14 protein-coding genes are annotated in these 16,631 nt (G+C 69.3%); 8 read left to right on the forward strand and 6 right to left on the reverse strand.

The features are described 5' to 3' along the window. Nucleotides 1-3: 3 nt before the first annotated feature. Nucleotides 4-381: a lipoprotein gene (locus DDF62_RS21070; RefSeq protein WP_116490918.1), complete on the reverse strand. Its 378-nt coding sequence runs from the start codon at nucleotides 379-381 to the stop codon at nucleotides 4-6. Between the two features lie 114 nt (nucleotides 382-495). Between DDF62_RS21070 and DDF62_RS21075 the strand changes: the two genes are divergently transcribed. The 3 genes from DDF62_RS21075 to DDF62_RS21085 all read left to right on the forward strand — a co-directional run bounded on the left by DDF62_RS21075 (nucleotide 496) and on the right by DDF62_RS21085 (nucleotide 5,975). Beyond that, nucleotides 496-2,652: a prolyl oligopeptidase family serine peptidase gene (locus DDF62_RS21075; RefSeq protein WP_116490919.1), complete on the forward strand. Its 2,157-nt coding sequence runs from the start codon at nucleotides 496-498 to the stop codon at nucleotides 2,650-2,652. Then, entirely contained in the window at nucleotides 2,653-4,797 is a 2,145-nt protein-coding gene (locus tag DDF62_RS21080) for a prolyl oligopeptidase family serine peptidase (RefSeq protein WP_116490920.1), read from the forward strand. Between the two features lie 92 nt (nucleotides 4,798-4,889). After that, a complete protein-coding gene (locus DDF62_RS21085) occupies nucleotides 4,890-5,975 on the forward strand; it encodes a GNAT family N-acetyltransferase (protein ID WP_116490921.1) in 1,086 nt (361 codons plus the stop codon). A gap of 205 nt (nucleotides 5,976-6,180) precedes the next feature. Here the strand turns inward: DDF62_RS21085 and DDF62_RS21090 are convergent, their stop codons facing one another. Then, complete coding sequence (locus DDF62_RS21090; protein WP_116490922.1) at nucleotides 6,181-6,714, reverse strand: SRPBCC family protein; 534 nt, start codon at nucleotides 6,712-6,714, stop codon at nucleotides 6,181-6,183. A 131-nt stretch (nucleotides 6,715-6,845) separates the two neighbouring features. Next, nucleotides 6,846-7,697 (reverse strand): glutamate racemase, encoded by an 852-nt coding sequence (locus DDF62_RS21095; protein ID WP_116490923.1) that lies wholly within the window; start codon nucleotides 7,695-7,697, stop codon nucleotides 6,846-6,848. Between the two features lie 133 nt (nucleotides 7,698-7,830). On the opposite strand from DDF62_RS21095, the gene DDF62_RS21100 reads away from it, so the two are divergent. After that, nucleotides 7,831-9,957, forward strand: a complete 2,127-nt coding sequence (locus DDF62_RS21100) for a M3 family metallopeptidase (RefSeq protein ID WP_116490924.1) — start codon at nucleotides 7,831-7,833, stop codon at nucleotides 9,955-9,957. A gap of 260 nt (nucleotides 9,958-10,217) precedes the next feature. On the opposite strand, the gene DDF62_RS21105 is transcribed toward DDF62_RS21100, so the two are convergent. Further along, a complete protein-coding gene (locus DDF62_RS21105; protein WP_116490925.1) occupies nucleotides 10,218-12,017 on the reverse strand; it encodes a methyl-accepting chemotaxis protein in 1,800 nt (599 codons plus the stop codon). Nucleotides 12,018-12,397: 380 nt separating this feature from the next. On the opposite strand from DDF62_RS21105, the gene DDF62_RS26350 reads away from it, so the two are divergent. Then, a complete protein-coding gene (locus tag DDF62_RS26350; protein WP_244286901.1) occupies nucleotides 12,398-12,508 on the forward strand; it encodes a hypothetical protein in 111 nt (36 codons plus the stop codon). 63 nt (nucleotides 12,509-12,571) lie between these two features. Here the strand turns inward: DDF62_RS26350 and dut are convergent, their stop codons facing one another. Together dut and coaBC are read right to left on the reverse strand one after the other, a co-directional pair. Beyond that, nucleotides 12,572-13,033 carry a dUTP diphosphatase gene (gene dut / locus DDF62_RS21110; RefSeq protein WP_101720388.1) on the reverse strand — a complete coding sequence of 154 codons (462 nt, stop codon included), beginning with the start codon at nucleotides 13,031-13,033 and terminating at the stop codon, nucleotides 12,572-12,574. Next, nucleotides 13,030-14,226, reverse strand: coding sequence for a bifunctional phosphopantothenoylcysteine decarboxylase/phosphopantothenate--cysteine ligase CoaBC (gene coaBC / locus DDF62_RS21115; RefSeq protein WP_244286907.1), 1,197 nt, complete (start codon nucleotides 14,224-14,226; stop codon nucleotides 13,030-13,032). Before coaBC ends, dut begins: the two co-directional genes overlap by 4 nt. 175 nt (nucleotides 14,227-14,401) lie before the next feature. Between coaBC and DDF62_RS21120 the strand changes: the two genes are divergently transcribed. From DDF62_RS21120 to DDF62_RS21130, 3 genes are all read left to right on the forward strand, one after another. Beyond that, on the forward strand, nucleotides 14,402-14,977 hold the full coding sequence (locus DDF62_RS21120; RefSeq protein ID WP_116491001.1) for a hypothetical protein: 576 nt from the start codon (nucleotides 14,402-14,404) through the stop codon (nucleotides 14,975-14,977). 29 nt (nucleotides 14,978-15,006) lie between these two features. After that, nucleotides 15,007-15,351: a DUF5076 domain-containing protein gene (locus DDF62_RS21125; protein ID WP_116490927.1), complete on the forward strand. Its 345-nt coding sequence runs from the start codon at nucleotides 15,007-15,009 to the stop codon at nucleotides 15,349-15,351. A 186-nt stretch (nucleotides 15,352-15,537) separates the two neighbouring features. Further along, complete coding sequence (locus DDF62_RS21130) at nucleotides 15,538-16,584, forward strand: proline iminopeptidase-family hydrolase (protein WP_208866911.1); 1,047 nt, start codon at nucleotides 15,538-15,540, stop codon at nucleotides 16,582-16,584. Nucleotides 16,585-16,631: the final 47 nt, after the last annotated feature.

Here is a 16,631-nt window from a genome sequence, read left to right on the forward strand (position 1 = left end):
GCTTCAGCGCGTCCTCGTCTCCAGAAGCAGGACGCCCGCCTGGAGGCCGCCCTGGGCGTCGCGGTCGAACTGGGCGCTGGCGACGCGAACATAGTTCACGCCGTCCTCGAACCGGCCGGCGATCTCGAATTCGCAATCCCAGACCACGTAGTAGGGTCGGCAGGACAGCTTGGAGACCGAGACCAGTGTGGGCCTGCCTTTCGGACGCCCTGCCGATTTCGGAACCCAGGCGTCGTAGTTGCCCTCCCAGTGGGCGGCGACATGGTCTCGCACCTCGGCCTCGGTGGGGCGCGCGGGAAGGGGCGTGGTCCGACCTTCTCCCGAGGACGTGCAGGCCGTGACCAGCAGCGCCAAGCCCGCGGCGACGATCGGCTTTTTCATGCGCGCTATCCCCCGGGCCCATAGGGACACAGGCGGCGTGCGCTGGCAACGCGGTCGTGGCCGAGGTCAAAAATGGCCTAGCCAGCGGCGGGAATGGCATTAACGTCCCCCGCCATGCTGACGCTCCGCTCCGTTTCGCCCGCCGCCCTGGCCCTCGCCCTCCTCGCCGCCGGCCCCGCCCGCGCCCAGGAGACCGCCGACCCCCACCTGGCGCTGGAAGGCGTCGAGACGCCGTCGTCATTGGACTGGGTCAAGGCCGAGAACGCCAAGACCCTGCCCGTGCTGACGGGCGACAAGCGCTACCAGGGCCTGCACGACGCGGCGCTGAAGGTGCTGGCCGCCAAGGACCGCATCGCCGCCCCGACCTTCGTCGGGACCAGCGTGTTCAATTTCTGGCAGGACGCCGACCACGTGCGCGGCGTCTGGCGACGCACCAGCCTGGAAAGCTACCGTTCGGCGGATCCCAAGTGGGAAACGGTGATCGACCTGGACGCCTTGGCCAAGGCGGAAGGCAAGAACTGGATCTGGAAGGGCGCCGACTGCCGTCCCAAGACCCATGACCGGTGCCTGGTGAACCTGTCGAACGGCGGCAAGGACGCCGTCGAGGTGCGTGAGTTCGATCTGGCGACCAAGAGCTTCGTCAAGGACGGCTTCTTCCTGCCCGAGAGCAAGCAGACCATCGACTGGCTGGACGCCGACACCCTGATCCTGACCCGCGACTGGGGCGCGGGCACGACCACCGACAGCGGCTATGGCATGGTGGTCAAGACCCTCAAGCGCGGCCAGTCGCTTAGCGAGGCCGTCGAGGTGTTCCGCGGCGAGAAGGCCGACGTCAGCGCCCGCCCGCACGTGCTGCGCGACGCCAAGGGCAATCGCGTGGTGCTGATCGAGCGCGCCACCGACTTTTTCCACACCAAGACCTTCCTGCTCGACGACGCCGGCAAGGCGACGCAGCTGCCGATCCCTGAGCGCTCGTCGATCCGCGGCATGGTCGGCGGCGATCTGATCCTGACGGTCGAGGAAGCCTGGAACTACGAGCCGATGCCGTCGCTGGGCCGCAACTTCCCGGCCGGCTCTCTGGTCTCGGTCAGCCCCAAGGCCCTGCTGCCCAAGCCGGCGGCAGCCAAGGACGACATCGTCATCAGCAACGACTGCGACCCCTGCACGATCTTCGCGCCCGGCGCGCGCCAGTCGATCGACCAGGTGGCGGTGACCGACAACCGCGTGGTCGCGGTGATCTATGACAACGTCAAAGGCGGCATTCGCAGCTTCAGCGACCACGGCGAGTTCGGCTGGCGCAGCCAGGGCCTGCCGGGCCTGGACAACGCCGCCGTCTCGATCGCCGCCACGGCCGACGAGGGCGACCAGGTGTTCTACACGGTCGAGGGTTTCGTCACCCCGACCCAGCTGAAGCTGGCCGACGCCACCAAGGCCGGCGCCGAGACGGTCAAGACGCTGCCGGCCCGCTTCGACGCCTCCAGGCTGCAGGTCGAGCAGAAGGAAGCGGTCTCCAAGGACGGGACCAAGGTCCCCTACTTCCTGGTCAGCCAGAAGGGCGCCAAGCTCGACGGCTCGGCCCCGACCTTGCTGCACGCCTACGGCGGCTTCCAGCTGTCGAAGCTGCCGGTCTACGACCCGCTGATCGGCAAGCTGTGGCTCGAGCGCGGCGGCTCGTACGCGGTGGCCAACATCCGGGGCGGCGGCGAGTTCGGTCCGGCCTGGCACGAGGCGGCGCTGAAGGCCAACCGCCAGCGGGCCTATGACGACTACTTCGCCGTGGCCGAGAACCTGATCTCGACCAAGGTCACCAGCCCGCGTCACCTGGGCGCGTATGGCCGCTCGAACGGCGGCCTGCTGATGGGCGTCGCCCTGACCCAGCGGCCCGACCTGTGGAACGCCGTGGTGGTGGAAAGCCCGCTGCTGGACATGATCCGCTACACCAAGCTGCCGGCCGGCGCCTCGTGGATCGGCGAGTATGGCGACCCGGACAAGCCGGAAGAGCGCGCCTGGATCTCGACCTACAGCCCGTACCAGAAGCTGAAGGCCGGAGTGAAATACCCGCTGGCCTACATTACCACCTCGACCAAGGACGACCGGGTGCACCCCGGTCACGCCCGCAAGTTCTCGGCCCGCCTGGCCGACCTGGGGCAGCCCTACATGTATTACGAGAACACCGACGGCGGTCACGCCAACGGGGCGGACCCGGCGGCCAACGCCAAGCGCTGGGCGCTGCACTACACCTACCTGTCGCGCCAGCTGATGGATCACTAGATGCGTAACCTGACCCTGGCCCTACTCGCCGCCACGAGCCTCATGACCGTTTCCGCCCACGCCGCTCCCGACACCGCGCCCGCCGCCGTCCGCACACCGCTGGCCGAACTCGGCAAGGATGATCCCTACATCTGGATGGAGGAGATCGAGGGCCAGCGCGCGCTCGACTGGGCCAAGGCCCAGAACGACCGCACCCTGCCCGTGCTGCAGGGCGATGCGCGATACGCCGGCCTGCACGACGCGGCCCTGACCATCGTCAACGCCAAGGACCGTATCCCCGGCGTGTCGTTCGTCGCCGAGGACGACCTGCGGAACTACTGGCAGGACGCCGACCACGTGCGCGGCGTCTGGCGCACCACCACCCTGGCCAGCTACCGCACAGCCGATCCGGCCTGGTCGACGATCCTCGACCTCGACGCCCTGGCCAAGGCCGAGGGCAAGAACTGGGTCTGGAAGGGCGGCGACTGCCTGGCCCCGGAAAGCCGGTATTGCCTGGTCTCGCTGTCGAACGGCGGCAAGGACGCGGTGGTCGTGCGCGAGTACGACATCAAGACCAAGACGTTCGTCGCCGGCGGCTTCGAGCTGCCCGAGGGCAAGCACCGGTTCGACTGGATCGACAAGGACACCCTGATCGTCGCCACCGACTGGACGCCGGGCGAGGTGACGACGTCCGGCTATCCCTACGTGGTCAAGCTGGTCAAACGCGGTCAGCCCCTGTCGGCCGCCAAGGAAGTCTACCGCGGCGCCAAGGACGACGGCGGCTATGGCGTCAGCCCTTACGCCCTGCGCGACCACGACGGCGTGGTGCGGGCGGTGTTCGTGCTGCGCCCGCTCGACACCTTCAACGCCGAGACCCACCTGGTGGTCGGCGAGACGACGGTGAAGCTGCCCTTCCCGCTGAAGTCGTCGATCCAGGCCCTGGTCAAGGGCCAGCTGGTGTTCAGCGTCGAGCAGGACTGGGCGCAGCAGGGCCTGAAGACCGGCGATCTGGCCGCCTTCGACCTGGCGGCGCTGAAGGCTGATCCGGCCAAGGCGAAAGCCAAGCTGATCCTGCGCCCCACGGCCCGGGAGTCGGTGCAGGGCGTCAACGCCACCCGCGATCGCCTGGTCGTGGCCCTGTTCGAGAACGTCAAGGGCGCGGCCTATGCCTATGACGTCAAGGACGGCGCCTGGAGCCGCACCAAGCTGGACCTGCCGGCCAATTCCACGGTCAGCCTGGGTTCGGCGTCCGACAAGGACGACCGCATCTTCGTCAGCGTGACCGGGTACCTCACCCCCACGACCTACTGGCTGGCCGACGCGGCCACCGGCAAGCTCGACCAGGTCAAGGCCGCCCCGGCCAAGTTCGACGCCTCGACCCACGTGGTCGAGCAGTTCGAGGCGACCTCGAAGGACGGGACCAAGATCCCGTACTTCCTGGTCCGCCCGAAGAACACCAAGTACGACGGCTCGACCCCGACCCTGCTCTATGCCTACGGCGGCTTCCAGGCGTCGATGACGCCGGGCTATTCGCCGACCATGGGCAAGCTGTGGCTCGAGCGCGGCGGCGCCTATGTGGTCGCCAACATCCGTGGCGGCGGCGAGTTTGGTCCGAGCTGGCACGAGCAGGGCCTGAAGGCCAACCGCCAGCGGGTCTATGACGACTTCTTCGCGGTGTCCGAGGACCTGATCGCCCGCAAGATCACCTCGCCCCGGCGGCTGGGGATCATGGGCGGGTCGAACGGCGGCCTCTTGATGGGCGTGGCCCTGACCCAGCGTCCGGAGCTCTACAACGCCATCGTCATCCAGGTGCCGCTGTTCGACATGGTCCGCTACAGCCAGATCGGCGCGGGTTCGTCGTGGATGGGCGAGTACGGCGATCCGCAGATCCCGTCCGACCTGGCGGTGATCGAGAAATACTCGCCCTACCAGAACCTCAAGGCCGGCCAGAAGTATCCCGAGGTGTTCATCGAGACCTCGACCAAGGACGACCGCGTCCACCCGGCCCACGCCCGCAAGGCGGCGGCCAGGCTGGAGGCCCTAGGCTACCCGGTGCTCTACTACGAGAACGTCGACGGCGGTCATGCCGCCAGCGCCAACCTCGCCGAGACCGCCCGTCGGGTGTCGCTCGAATATACGTATCTGACCCGCAAACTGATGGACTGATCACGCAAGGTCCGTAAACCGGACTGCAATCTCTGAGCGTCATGATCCGAGCTGGCCTTCTGGAGGCTCGGATCAGCGCTCGGGGGGCGCCCGTGAAGATCGACGTCGTCGAGGCCCTGCAGCTCACGCCGGAGGACAGCGCCCGCTGGACCGCCCTGCAGACGCTGCAGCCACGCCTGGATTCTCCGTTCCTGTCGCCCGAATGGGCCAAGGCGGTCGCCGTCGCCCAGGGCGACAAGGGCGAGCGCGTGAAGGTGGCCGTCATTCGCGACGAGGGTGGTCAGGCCCTGGCCTTCCTGCCCGCGCGCATCAAGGCCGGCGTGGCCATGCCCGCCGGCGCGCCGATGTGCGACTATCAGGCCCTGGTTTCGGCGCCCGACGTCGCCGTCGATCCGCGACAGCTGCTGGCGGCCCTCAAGGCCCAGCGCCTGGATTTCTGCCACATGCTGGCCGACGACGAGACCCTGGCCCGGCACGGTCGCGGCCAGGCGGACTCGTGGATCGTCGACGTCTCGGCCGGCTACGAGGCCTATGCCGCCGACCGCAAGACCGCCGGCGTGGGCGTGCTCAAGGACATCGACAAGAAGCGCCGCAAGGCCGAACGCGAGGTCGGACCCTGCCGCTACACCCCGATGTCGGACAGTCGCGCCGATTTCGATCAGCTGATCGCCTGGAAGCGCGAGCAGCTCCTGGCCACCGGCCAGACCGACCTCTTCAAGACCGACTGGGTCACCAAGTTGGTCACCGACCTCTTCGAGCGCCGCGACGGTGATTTCGGCGGCGGACTCTACACCCTGCACCTGGGCGACGAACTGGCGGCGGTGCACCTGCACCTGCGCGGCAAGCACACGATCCATGGCTGGCTGATCGCCCACAACGCCAAGTTCGACCGCTATTCACCCGGCCTGCTGCTGTTCCAGGACATCCTGAAGGGCATGCATGCGGGGTCCTACCACCGGCTGGACCTGGGCACCGGGGACTACCGCTTCAAGCGCGAGCTTTCCAACGCCCGCCAGACCGTGGTGTTCGGCTTCTACGGCGCGCCTTCGCCGGCCACCTTCGTGCGCTCGGCCGCCTGGGGCGTGCGCCAGGTCGCCGAGGCCCTGCCTCTGGGCCGGATGTCGGCGCTGCCGGGCAAGGCCATGCGCCGCATCGACCTGCTGCGCGGGCTGCACTGAGGACTCCAGAAAGGTTAGCGCCTTTCCCCTATCCCCGTCATTCCCGCCCTTGTGGCGGGAACCTCTCTGTCAGTCGCAGGTGCGGATGGGGCGGCGTGCTGAGCACGCCGCTTGCACTGCCTTTGTCAGCGGAACCAGGGTTTCCCGCCACAAGGGCGGGAATGACGGGAGGATTTATACTCGGAGAATTATGGAGCGCCCGGCCCTACCCGGCCTTGCCGGTCTCCACATAGGCCTTCAGGCGGTCCTGCTGCTGGCCCAGCACCTGGTCGACGATCGGCGCGATCTTGTCGAGGCCGCCGCGCATGTAGCCGCCGGCGTCGTAGCTCCAGGTCACCGTGGTCTTGCCGTCCTTCTCGGTCAGGGCCCAGATCATGTGGCCGGAAGCGCCCGACAGCTGAAGCGGTCCCAGGCCGCCGAACAGGGTCAGTTGCTTGCCGGGCTGGGCGTTGACCGTGGTCATGTGCAGCACAGAGCCGCCGTTCGGCATCTTCTCGCAGAAGCAGGCTCCCGAGGCCGCGCCGAGCGACAGGTTGGCGGCCGAGCCCGACCAGGTGTGCTCGCTGCTCCACCACTTGGCGGGTTGAACCAGCGCGGCCCAGACCTCGGCGGCGGGCTTGGCGACGACAACCGAGCGCTTGGTGGCAAAGCCGTTCGACTGGGCGTCCAGCACCTCGGCGCGGGCGGCGCCGGCGGCCAGGAGGGTCAGGACGGCGAGAGCGGGGGCGGCGAGCTTCATGGCGCGTCTCCGAAAACGATGTTCCGCGATGAAGCGCCAGCTGCGCCGTTCAGGCAAGCCGCCTCTTGCCCGTCATCCCGGAAGCGCGCAGCGCTATCCGGGATGACGGGCTGGGTTCCGCGAGGGAGGCGTCAGGCCTTCTCGAACACCAGCGGGCCGCCCCAGAAGCTCTGGACGAGGCCGTTCTGCGGGCCGGGCTGGCCGGTGGTCAGGAACACGCGGCCGCCGCCCGTTCCCGGGTCGTACTCGGGATGGCGTTCAAGGTAGCGCTCCAGGGAGTCGGCGGTCGAGGCCGGCTGGTGGATCACCGGCGTGCCGGCCGGCAGGGCGGCGCGGAAGATGTCGGCGATGATCTCGTAGTGGGTGCAGCCCAGCACGGCGCGGTCGGGATAGCGGCCGATGCGGGTCTTCAGCGCCTGGACATAGCCCTCGACGGCCTTGGCCAGTTCGACCACGCCGGCGTCGGCCTCGATCATGGGCACCAGGTCCGGGCAGGGTTGCGAGAACACCGCCAGATCCTGTTTTCGCTTGTCGATCTCGATCTCGTAGACGCGGGAATTGGTCGTGCCCTGGGTCGAGAACACGCCCAGCACGTCCAGCTGCTCGACCTTGTCGCCGCGGCGCTCGGCCTCGTGCTCCCAGGGCAGGCCGGTGGCCGCCTCGATGGTCGGCACGATGATGCCCAGGATGTTGATGGGGCGCCCCAGCTGCTTGCGGTAGCCCGGCAGCCAGGTCTGCTGCAGGCGGCGAAGGGCGATGGCCGAGGCGGTGTTGCAGGCCAGGACCACCAGGCTGGCGCCGGCCTCGAACAGGCGCTCGCAGCCGGCCCGCGTCAGGTCGACGATCTCCTCGCCGGGACGGCCGCCATAGGGGGCGTTGGCCTGGTCGGCCAGATAGACGAAGTCCGCCTGGGGCAGACGCTGCACGAGGGCGCGGTGGACGCTCAGCCCCCCCACGCCGGAGTCGAAGACGCCGATGGTCATGCAGCGAGCATTAGACCCGGTCGCGCGCGTCGTCCATGCGCCGGGAGGCCTTCGCGAAAAGGTTACGGTCCTGTCATGTGACGGGGGCGCGACCTTGGCCTAGGGTCCGGCCACACTCAACGGAGAGCCTTCCGTGCAACGTCGCACCTTCCTTCTCACGACCGCCGCGGCCGCCGCCGCGAGCGCCGCCGCGCCCGGCCTTTCCTTCGCCGCGGAGACCAACCCCTTGCTCGCTACGTGGACCGGCCCGTACGGCGGCGTTCCCGCCTTCGACAAGATGAAGATCGCCGACCTGAAGCCGGCCGTCGAAGCGGCCATGGCCAAGAACCAGGCCGAGATCGACGCGATCACCGCCAACAAGGCCGCGCCGACCTTCGCCAACACCATCGCCGCCCTGGAAGACAGCGGCCGCACGCTGAACGACGTGGTCTGCTACTACGGCATCTGGGGCTCGAACCTGAGCTCGCCGGAGTTCCAGGCCATCGAGCCCGAGCTGGACGCCAAGTTCGCCGAGTTCGGTGACAAGATCACCCAGAACGCTGCGCTCTTCGCTCGCATCGAGGCTGTCTACAACAGCCCCGAGAAGGCCAAGCTGACGCCCGAGCAGCAGCGCGTCACCTGGATCTACTACACCAACTTCGTGCGCGCCGGCGCCAAGCTGGACCCCAAGGCCAAGGCCCGGGTCGCGGCCATCAACACCGAGCTGGCCGGCTACTTCACCAAGTTCAGCCAGAACCTGCTGGCCGACGAGGAGACCTATATCGAGCTGACCGACGCCGACCTGGTCGGCCTGCCGGACTCGATCAAGGGCGCGGCCGCTTCCAGCGCCGAGCAGCGCAAGCTTCCGGGCAAGCACATCATCGTCAACACGCGCTCGAGCGTGGACCCCTACCTCACCAACTCGCCGGTGCGCGCCACCCGCGAGAAGGTCTGGAAGGCCTTCGTCAACCGCGGCGACAACGGCGGCGCGACCGACAACAACGCCCTGATCGCCAAGATCCTGAAACTGCGCGTCGAGCGCGCCAAGCTGCTGGGCTACCAGACCCACGCCCACTGGCGCCTCGAGAACGCCATGGCCAAGACGCCCGACAAGGCCATGGCCCTGATGGAAGCCGTCTGGACCCCGGCCATCGAGCAGGTCGCCAAGGACGTGGCTGAGATGCAGGCTATCGTCGACAAGGAAGGCGGCGGTTTCAAGATCGAGCCGTGGGACTACCGCTTCTACGCCGAGAAGGTCCGCAAGGCGAAGTACGACCTCGATATGAACGAGGTGAAGCCGTACATGCAGCTGGAGAAGCTGCGCGAGGGCATGTTCTGGGCCGCCGGCCAGGTCTACGGCTTCGAGTTCAAGAAGGTCGAAGGCGTTCCGGTCTACCACCCGACCATGACCGTCTACGAGGTGCTGCGCGACGGCAAGCACGTGGGCCTGTGGTACTTCGACCCCTATGCCCGCCAGGGCAAGCGGTCGGGCGCGTGGATGAACGCCTACCGCAACCAGGAGCGCTTCAAGAAGCCGATCGCCACGATCGTCTCCAACAACTCCAACTTCATCCAGGGCAAGCCCGGCGAGCCGGTGCTGATCTCGTGGGATGACGCCAACACCCTGTTCCACGAGTTCGGCCACGCCATCCACGGCCTGAACGCCGACACCACCTATCCGACCGTCTCGGGCACCAACGTCGCCCGCGACTATGTCGAGTTCCCCAGCCAGCTGAACGAGCACTGGCTGTCGACGCCGGAAGTGCTGAACAAGTTCTGCGTCCATTATCAGACCGGCAAGCCGATCCCGCAGGCTCTGGTGGACAAGATCAAGAAGGCCTCGACCTTCAACCAGGGCTTCGACACCACCGAGTATCTGGCCAGCGCCCTGATCGACATGAAGCTGCACCTGGCCGGCGACGTGGACATCGATCCGGACGCCTTCGAGCGCGACGAGCTGGCCAAGCTGAAGATGCCCAAGGAGATCGTCATGCGGCACCGCACGCCGCAGTTCGGTCACGTGTTCTCGGGCGACGGCTACTCGGCCGGCTACTACAGCTACCTGTGGGCCGACACCCTGACCGCCGACGTCGCCGAGGCCTTCCAGGAGGCCCCGGGCGGCTTCTACGACAAGCCCACCGGCCAGCGCCTGATCAAGACCATCATGTCGCGCGGCAACTCGGTCGACCCGGCCGAGCAGTTCCGCGCCTTCCGCGGCCGCGACGTGAAGATCGGCGCCCTGATGCGCGACCGCGGCTTCCCGGCGCCCCCGGGCGCCTGATCGCGTCTCTGATCTGAGCTGAAACGACAGCGCCGCGCCCGGGAAACCGGGCGGGGCGTTTTTGTTTTCGAGATCCTCCCCCACCGAAACCCTTCTCCCATAGGGAGAAGGAGGGGCCCGCGCCGCAGGCGTGGGAGGATGAGGGGTTACGCGGCCGGCCGGCGTGCCGGCACGATCGTGGGCAATGTGGCGAGGGTGAAACCCCTCACCCTCCCGCCGCTACGCGCCGGGCCCCTCCCTCTCCCTATGGGAGAGGGACTTCAGGCCGCCCGCCTTGCCGCGCTCGCGCCGCCCGCCCCGACCTTGAACCGGCTGACCAGTCGCGCCAGTTCGGCGGCTTCGTTGGACAGCGAGTGGCTGGCGGCGGTCGACTGCTCGACCATGGCGGCGTTCTGCTGGGTGGCCTGGTCCATCTGGTTCACCGCGACATTGACCTGGGCCAGGCCCGTGGCCTGTTCCTGGGCGCCGGCGGCGATCTCGGCGACGGTGCGGTTGATGTCCTGCACCCCGGCGGTGATGCGGCGCAGGGCCTCGCCGGTCTGGCCGACCAGGGACACGCCCGCGTCGACCTGCTGGCCCGAGGCCCCGATCAGGCTCTTGATCTCCTTGGCGGCCTCGGCCGAACGCTGGGCCAGGGCCCGCACCTCGGAGGCGACGACCGCGAAGCCCTTGCCCGCGTCGCCGGCGCGAGCCGCTTCGACGCCGGCGTTCAGGGCCAGGAGGTTGGTCTGGAAGGCGATCTCGTCGATCACCCCGATGATGTTGCCGATCTCGCGCGAGGAGGCCTCGATCTGGGTCATCGCCGCGACGGCGCGCTCGACCACCTCGCCGCCGGCCTCTGCGTCCTTGCGGGCGGCGTCGACCGACTTGCGGGCGTGGCCGGCGCCCTCGGCGGCGCGACGGACCGTGGCGGTGATCTCGTCGAGGGCGGCGGCGGTCTCTTCCAGGCTGGCGGCCTGCTGCTCGGTGCGGCGCGACAGGTCGTCGGCCGCGTGGCTGATCTCGCCGGAGCCGGCGCGGATGCCGCCGACCGCGCCGTTGATCGTGGTCATTGTCTCCTGAAGTTGAACCATGGCGGCGTTGAAGTCGCTCTGCAGCTTGCGATAGGCGGGCGGGAAGGCCTGGTCGAGGCGGGCGGTCAGGTCGCCGGCCGCCAGATGCTCCAGGGCCTGCCCGACCTGGGCGACGACGGCGGCCTGCTCGCGGGCGCCGGCGGCGCGCTCGGCCTCGTTGGCGCCGCGTTCGGCTTCGGCCAGGCGGCGATGCTCGGCGGCCTCGCCCTCGACGCGCAGCTTCTCGATGGCGGCGTCCTTGAAGGTCGACACGGCCTGGGCCATCGCCCCGATCTCGTCGCGACGGCCCAGGGCCGGCACGGCCACGGCGTTGTCGCCGCCGGCCAGGCGGCGCATGGCGGTGGTCATGGCGTCGACCGGCGTGGCGATGCTGCGCGCCAGCAGCCAGCCCATCAGCACGGCGATGGCCACGGCGGCCGCGCCGCCGAGCGCCAGGGCCAGGGTCGCGGCGGTGAAGGCCTTGTCCTGGGCCTTGATGCGGGCGGCCAGCTCGGCGCTCTCGGCCTCATCGATCGTCTTCAGCGCCTTGCGGACGTTGGTCAGGCGGCCGCTCTTGCCGATGTCGAGGCGGGCGGCGTCCAGCTGGGCCGGATCCTGGGCGGCGGCGATCTGGGCGCGGGTCTCGGCGCGGAACACGCCCACGGCCTGGTCCAGCTGGGCCAGGCGCGCCTTCTGCTCCTCCTGCTCGGCGCCGGCGCTCAGGGTCTGGTGCGCCTCGTCGTACCTGGCCTGGAAGTCCTCGTATTTCTTGATGAACGAGGGATCGAGGCTGGCGACGAAGCCGCGCGCGGCGTTCTGCTGCTCGACCAGTTCGGCAGAGGCCTTCTCGACCGTGGCCCGGTAGGCGTAGCTCTCGGCGTTCAGGGCGGTGACGCGCTGGATCGACGACAGGCCGTTCCAGGCCAGGAGGCCGGCGCCGGCCACGGCCGCCACCAGGATGGCGAAGGCGACCACCAGCTTGTGCGCCACCTTGAGGTTGCTGAGCATCTCGAGAACTTCCCAGGATAGAATTGGGAAGAGTTTCGCTCGATAGAATTAATGGAAGTTATTCATGAGCACGAATGACGTCCGTTGGGCGTCATTCCCGATTGTTTTGGCCTGTGAAATCGCTGTTCTGAAAAGAAGCGACACGATGCTGCGTCATCTCGCCGCAGAGATAGACTCGCTCAGGCGAGTCCAGGGATATTAATCCGTATACTGATTACTTGCGGATGCATTTGGATCGAAATCGCCTTTTCAGGGATGTTTCGATCTATGCGCGCTAAGCGGGAATCGTGAGATAAGGAACGGCGCACGGTCGCAACCGGGGGACGGGATCGCGCGTATTGCAAGCATGGCCGAGCTTTCGGCCGAGCCAGGACGCCCCGATGGAAGCCCCTCGTCCCCTGCCCCTGATCCGTCCCATCCTGTGGCTGGCGGCTGCCGCCTTCACGGCCGGCTTTGGCGGCTACCTGCTGGTGGGTTTGGGAACGCGGTAGAGGGGCGCGGCGGTCTTCCGCCTTTCCCACCGGGTCGGCGAGAAAGGCGAAGAGCCGAAGGCCTCAACGGCCGCCGGTCGAGCCGAAGCCGCCGGCGCCGCGATCGGTGTCGTCCAGGGCGGCCACCAGGCTCCAGGCCGCCTGCACCACCGGGGCGATCACCAGCTGGGCGATGCGGTCGCCGCGGCGGATGACGAAGTCTTCGGCGCCCAGGTTGGCCAGGATCACCTTCACTTCGCCGCGATAGTCGCTGTCGATGGTGCCGGGCGAGTTCAGGCAGGTGATCCCCGCCTTGGCCGCCAACCCCGAGCGCGGCCGCACCTGGGCCTCGAAGCCCTGCGGCACGGCGAAGGCCAGGCCGGTCGGGACCATGAAGCGGGCGCCCGGCTTCAGCGTCAGGGGCGCGTCCTCCTCGACGGCGGCGCGCAGGTCCATGCCGGCGGCGCCGACCGTCTCGTAGGCGGGCAGCGGCAGGCCGTGGGCGTGGGCGAGCTGGACGACGGGGATATGGGGCGTGGTGGTCATAGAGCTTCCGCGATGCGTTGGGCGATGGCCTGGGCGACGGCGTCCTTGGACGCGCGCTCCCAGCGTTCGGTGTGGTCCTTGGCGATCAGCAGGACCGCGTTCTCGGTTCCGCCCATGACGCCCGGCTGGGTGACGTCGTTGGCGATGATCCAGTCGCAGCCCTTGCGCGCCAGCTTGGCGCGGGCATGGGCCTCGACGTCGTCGGTCTCGGCCGCGAAGCCGACGACCAGCTTGGGGCGATCGGGGCCGGAGGCCGCCAGGGTCGCCAGGATGTCGGGGTTCTCGACGAAGGTCAGGGCCGGCGGGCCGCCCTTGTCCTTCTTCAGCTTGGAGCCGAACACCTCGTCGACCCGCCAGTCGGCGACGGCGGCCACGAAGACGCCGACGTCGGCCGGCAGGGCGGCCTCGCAGGCGGCCAGCATCTGGCGGGCGCTCTCGACATCGACGCGGGTCACGCCCGGCGGGGTGGGCAGGGCCACGGGCCCGCTGACCAGGGTGACGCGCGCGCCCAGGCGGGCCAGGGCTTCGGCGATGGCGTAGCCCTGGCGGCCGCTGGAGCGGTTGGTGATGCCGCGCACCGGGTCGATCGCCTCGAACGTCGGGCCGGCGGTGACCAGGGCGTGCTTGCCGGCCAGCGGCCGCGCCGCCGGGCCTTGCAGCATGGCGACGATGGCCTCGAAGATCTCCGGCGGTTCGGCCAGGCGTCCGGGACCGAACTCGCCGCAGGCCATGGCCCCCTCGTCGGGTCCGACGAACGAGACGCCGTCGGCCTTCAGCGTGGCGACGTTGCGCTGCACGGCCGGGTGCAGCCACATGCGCACGTTCATGGCCGGCGCCATCAGCACCGGCTTGTCGGTGGCCAGCAGGGTGGTCGAGGCCAGGTCGCCGGCCAGGCCATTGGCGGCCTTGGCGATCAGGTCGGCGGTGGCGGGGGCGACCACCACCAGGTCGGCCGAGCGCGACAGCTGGATGTGGCCCATCTCGGCCTCGTCGGTCAGCGAGAACAGGTCGTCATAGACCTTGTCTTCGCTCAGCGCCGCCAGCGACAGCGGGGTGACGAACTCGGCGCCGGCCTTGGTCAGGATCGGCCGCACGCCGATCCCGGCCTTGCGCAGCAGGCGGGTCAGCTCCAGGGCCTTGTAGGCCGCCACGCCGCCGCCGACGATCAGGAGCACGCGCTTGCCGCCCGGAATGTCGCTCACCTTGAAGGCCTCTCGTCCGCCGGTTCCCCTCCGCGCATAGAGCGCCTCGCGTCCGCAGGCAATCGCGGCGCGCATCGGAGGGCGGAAAGCTTAACGGTGGGACTCGACTCGCGTTCTTTTTTCGTTCACTAATCGTTAAGGTAGTAAATAACGGGATGTGGCGATCATGACGGGAGCGTGGCGTTTCGGACTTCTGGCCCTGCCGGCCTTGCTGCTGGCGGCCTGCGACGGCGGGGCCTCGGCGGTGAGGGCGCCCAAGGGCGGCCAGGTCGCATCGAGCGAGGGAACCAACAGCGGCGGCGGCGCGCCGGTCTCGGCCGAGGTCGCCGAGGCGTCGGCGAGCGCGCGGCAGGCGGCCGATCCGCGCGATGCGCCGGTGCGGCTGATCGCCGGCCGGCCGATGTGGGCCGCCAATCGCACCCGCAGCGCCGAAGAGAACGCCCAGCGCGGCTTCGAGCGGTTCGGCGAGGCCTTCGGGGCCCGCGACGTCGACGACTATGTGCGCAAGACCCACGCCTTCGTGGCCAAGCCGCCGGCCGGGGTCCAGACCCTGAAGCGGACGAACGGCGACACCCTGATCTACGACCCGGCCGGCAACGTCTTCGCCGTGGTCACCCGGGCCGGGGCGCCGCGCACCATGTTCAAGCCCGACGACGGCGCCGACTACTGGCGTCGCCAGAAGGAGGGGGCGGCCCGCCGCACGGCCGCTTCGGAGCGGCGCGGCCAGGACGGCGCCGGCTGAACAGGAGCAGCTGAAAGGGGGGTGAGAACATGAAGGAACAGCCGATCCCGGATGCGGCGATGCGCGATCCGGCGGCCACCGAACTGGCGCGGATCTGGGTGGCCGAGCACGGCCTGCACTGCGCGCTTCGCATCGGGGCCTACGATGAGACGCCGATCGACGAGGCGCGGGCCTGGGGCATGATGATGGCCGACCTGCTGCGCCATCTCGGGCGCGGCCTGTCGGACTATTATCGCCGCGATCCGGTCGAGGTGGTCGACGTCCTGCTGGAGGCGATGCGCGACGAACTGGCCAGTCCAAGTTCGCCGATCGAGGGCGGCCTGACGGGGCCGCGCGAGGAGGAGCCCAAGGCCGGCCAGGCCAAGGCGCACTGATGAAGCAGGAGGTGGCGTCGCGGGCTCGCGTGCGCCGTGTCACAGTCGCGCGCTGGGCGCGCGGCTAGGGCGAAGGTTCGGCCGCGCCGGCGGCCGAATGGCCGGATGCGGCTGGAGCGGGGCTCCGGCGCGTCCGGACGCCTGGCGCGGCGCCGGCCCGCGAAACATGCACAGGGGGTGATAAGCGTGATCGAGCGACGGAAGCTGTTGGGCCTGCTGGCCGCTGCGGGAACCACGAGCCTGGCGTCCGTTGTCGCGCGCGGGGCCTGGGCGGATGCGGCGCGGCCCGCGCTGGCGACCTTTCCCAAGCCGGACCGCGAGGTGCGCCTGCCGGTCCCCGGCGGTCGGGTCTATGTGCGGATCAACGGTGATCTCGACGCGGCCCTGACCGGCGCGCCGCCGCCGCCGATCGTCATGGTCCACGGCGGGCCGGGCGGCACCCACTCGGGGTTCCTCGACGCCCTGGCGCTGGCGGACGAGCGGGCGGTGATCCTCTACGACCAGCTCGACAGCGGTCTCTCCGACCACCCGATGGATCCGGCCAACTGGACGGTGGGCCGGTTCGTCGACGAACTGGAGGCCGTGCGCGAAGGCTTGAAGATCCCCCGCTGGCATGTGCTGGGCCACAGCTGGGGCGGTACGGTGGCCCTGGAATACGGTGCGCGCCGCTCGCCGGCCCTGGCCAGCCTGGTGCTGGCCAGCCCGCTGGTCTCGACCCGCAGCTGGATCGCCGACGCCAACCTGCTGCGCGGCGACCTGCCGATGGCGGTGCAGGACCAGCTGACCCGCTGCGAAGCGCCTTCGGCCTCGCCGCCGGACAAGGCGTTGTCGGCCGCCTGCGATGCGGCGACGAACGCCTTCTACGCCGCCTTCCTGACCCGCGAGCCGCCCTCGCCGGCGCACCGCGCCTACCGGCCTACCGGCGACCGGGGCTTCAATCCGGTGCTCTACAAGGCCATGTGGGGCGCGACCGAGTTCTCGGCCACCGGCACGCTGAAGGCCTATGACGGCGAGCCCCTGCTCGACCGCCTGGATGGGCCGCGCACCCTGTTCATGGTCGGCCAGTACGACGAGGCCCGGCCGGCCACGACCATCGCCTTTTCCCGCCGGACCAGGGGATCGGAACTGGCCGTCGTGCCGGGCGCCGGCCACGCCACCTTCACCGACCGTCCGGAAGAGACCGTGGCCGTGCTGCGCCAGTGGCTGCGTCGGCGCGACGCAAGGCCGTCCTAGCGCCTGGCGCCTTTGTCGGCCGCGCGGTTGAGCGGTTTGGGAGATCT

The sequence above is a fragment of the Caulobacter radicis genome (genome assembly GCF_003094615.1).
Classification (GTDB): domain Bacteria; phylum Pseudomonadota; class Alphaproteobacteria; order Caulobacterales; family Caulobacteraceae; genus Caulobacter; species Caulobacter radicis.